General features: G+C 35.9%; 4 protein-coding genes. All 4 read right to left on the bottom strand.

The window, feature by feature from the left end; translation table 11 throughout:
* Window positions 1-75, bottom strand: a 75-nt coding sequence (locus tag PPOP_RS19750) for a terminase small subunit (protein WP_006283968.1), incomplete at its 3' end; no start/stop codon positions are given.
* 28 nt (window positions 76-103) lie between these two features.
* Window positions 104-364, bottom strand: a complete 261-nt coding sequence (locus tag PPOP_RS00375; RefSeq protein WP_006283967.1) for a hypothetical protein — start codon at window positions 362-364, stop codon at window positions 104-106.
* Between the two features lie 51 nt (window positions 365-415).
* Window positions 416-1,123, bottom strand: a complete 708-nt coding sequence (locus tag PPOP_RS00370; RefSeq protein WP_006283966.1) for a hypothetical protein — start codon at window positions 1,121-1,123, stop codon at window positions 416-418.
* 269 nt (window positions 1,124-1,392) lie between these two features.
* Window positions 1,393-2,568 (bottom strand): hypothetical protein, encoded by a 1,176-nt coding sequence (locus PPOP_RS00365; RefSeq protein WP_042226760.1) that lies wholly within the window; start codon window positions 2,566-2,568, stop codon window positions 1,393-1,395.
* Window positions 2,569-2,850 lie beyond the last annotated feature (282 nt).

Genomic DNA, 2,850 nt, shown 5'->3' with positions numbered 1-2,850 from the left:
GATCGCCGCCTGCGTGGCATTGAGGTCAATTAGATATTCATCAGCAAACCGTTGTTGCTTGGCCGTCAATGCCATGTGTATCACCATCCTTTCATCGCATTGATTAAATGACTCGTTCGTATGTTTGCTTGAAGATATCAGCCTTGCACGGGTAGATTTCGCCTTGAACGCCTCGGATGATGTAATCACCTGGCTTTGCCTGCATGACGCCTTCAAGCGTTTCGATTAACATTGCCCCATCCCTAAAAATGATTAATCCGGCTTTGATGCAGTCGCATACCCATTCCGGATCTTCGGTCTGATTCCGCCCGCCTGTCCACTGGAATGCATCAACAATCACTGGCTTTTTACGGTATTTCGCCATGCTATCATCTCCTATCCGAAATAAAATAAAAGCCGCTGAATAATCAGCGACTTAATTTGTTTTCTCTCTTTCTTCAAGCACTGGGTGTTTTAATTGAAGGAATACTTCAAAGCTGGTGTCCGTTTTGAGCCCTTTCATCTTTGAATCTATCAATTCAAGCAAGCTATGACCTTGTTGAATCAGCCTGAAATCAGATATGTTTAAATCTATAATATATGTACGATCCTCAAGTCTTTCTTTAAGCAAAAATAACTTTTTCGTTAATCCAACAGCATTATTCCACTTTTTCCCTGTTAGTCCGTAATAAGAAAATAAAAACCCTATTTTTGTATGGGACGTGGTTAATAAAGAAAAAAACTTTCCTACCCAAGTGACATCAATTTTTTTATTATAATTTTTACATTCTGATAAAAATAAATCCCCGGAAAAAGGTAAAAAATCTTTGAACTTTTTGCCTTTATAACTCAAACATAATAATTGGTCAATCTCGTTTGTGCTATTTCTAATGTTTTCATGTATCTCAAATATTACAGACTTTCCTAAAAGAAAACTAACAATTGTTTCAAGAGCTTTTCCTTTTTGGTGCGTATCATAGTGTTGTTGGTTTTCTCTTTTATGTACTTCTTCAAGCTGCTCAAGAAGTTCCTCATACTCGGCTTTCTCTTTGCCATCCAACCTTGTAATTTCCCTAAACATATCTTCTTCATTTTTCAGCACTTCAAGAAGATATTCTTTTGGTGTTAGTCCGACATTATTCATCTCTTAACACCTTATATACAACCACGCAATCTTTAAATGGATGCAATTCTCGCCCACATTCCTCACATTCAATGTATTCAGGGATACTACCAATCGTTTCATACGAATATCCGGTAAATTTATTACAGGAATAACAATAAGCCTCATAGTTAACAGCAATAAGCCCCTGAGATTTTACTTGCTCCAATATTTCATAGGCCTTTGTCATCGTAATATTTAGCTGTCTTATCAGAACTCCAGGATATATGTATTGTCCTTTTCTATAAGATCTAAACAGAGACAACAGCGTCTCTAATTTCTCCGTCTTCAGCTTTTTCGTCAAGTTTTTTCTTACAGTTAATAATATATTCGGTGACATGATCCATCTTCTCCATATCAGATTGATGACCGTAATATTGTAATAATGTATATCCCTGGTTCATAAAATTGTGTCTAAACTTAACGTGTGTTTCTTTCCCTTTTTCTTTACCCTTCCATACCAACGATATCCAAGGCAGATCAGAGTTTGCTTCTGTTTCTGAAATAAACATATCGAGCAGTTGCTTAATTTCAGGACTTTTATTGAAAAGATCTTCGTGTGATTTGATTAGTTCCTTAAGTTCTCCGAGTAATGGGAGAATAAAATTTTCGTTTAGTCCAGCTTCAAGAACTGCCTTACCACCACTTGCCGTACTCATCGCTTGAGAATAAACATTGACTTCATCTTGTTCTTGTTTATTTATGTAATTGATAATAGATGATATGTTAATATTTTCTATCTCAAAACCAACACACTTTTTAAGCCAACTTAAAACAAAATCGACTTGTTTATGATAAAAAAATTCATCTTCTTGAAAATAAGTTTTGACCCGGTCAAAACGAACTTCTACTACCTCAAGATTCTTCAAATATACACAAAGTATAGGATACTTAATTTGCTTCTTTTCGCCAATTCCCGGAGTAAACCCCGTTAAGAGGCGGCTAAATTTTAATGCAATCACATTGCCCATCGCATACATGGTAGGCTTAATATTTCTATAATTAACCCCATTATAGATTTCATCAAAAGAGTAGTCTTCGGCTATAAAATTTTGAATTAAACCATCGTCTTGCGATTGTTTAAATAATGATTCATCAACTGAATTAACAGAAAAGATAGCGGCATACTTGTAAGATTTCAAGAACTCATATTTCTCAAATTGACGATGAATCGCTGAATTTCCGCTAGAAATGCCTTTGGTTAGTTGTTCCTCTTCTTCAACTTCTGACAAATCAATTACAGAATCGTCAGCTGATTGAATAGTATTTTTTTTCAATTTAATAATATGTTGTTTTTCCAAGTCTTTCAACAATCTTTTTTGGGTGTACTTAGGATACATTTCATTGATCGTCGATATTAAGTATTCTTGGTATTCCACCTCGGTAAAAATAGCTTTTTTGCCCTCTAATTCAAAATTGTCTGTCATTTCTTCAATCACCCATTTTCAATTATATTTGTCATATGTTTAGACATTCTCCAACCCCCCCAAAATTCCTTCCCAAAAATAGGTAACGGTAAAAATTTTTTTACAAATAATCACTAAACACCGCAATAACATATACCGCCCCCCGAAGGAACGGTATCACTGTGACAGCGCCGTTCCCATGCCTCAAACGACACCATCACACTAATACCATTAATCCCCCGCATCACACCATTGCAATACAGCTAAGGTTGCATCGGCTGCAACCATTCAGCGTGACCGAGT

Origin of the sequence: Paenibacillus popilliae ATCC 14706 (assembly GCF_000315235.1) — a bacterium.
Taxonomy (GTDB): domain Bacteria; phylum Bacillota; class Bacilli; order Paenibacillales; family Paenibacillaceae; genus Paenibacillus_B; species Paenibacillus_B popilliae.
Note: the sequence above shows the minus strand (reverse complement) of the source record. Positions and strands in the feature narration are given on the sequence as shown.

What these genes read in the sequence shown, in the direction of transcription:
- PPOP_RS00375 (WP_006283967.1), bottom strand. Translation starts at nt 364, where the DNA reads ATGGCGAAATACCGTAAAAAGCCAGTGATTGTTGATGCATTCCAGTGG.
- PPOP_RS00370 (WP_006283966.1), bottom strand. Translation starts at nt 1,123, where the DNA reads ATGAATAATGTCGGACTAACACCAAAAGAATATCTTCTTGAAGTGCTG.
- PPOP_RS00365 (WP_042226760.1), bottom strand. Translation starts at nt 2,568, where the DNA reads ATGACAGACAATTTTGAATTAGAGGGCAAAAAAGCTATTTTTACCGAG.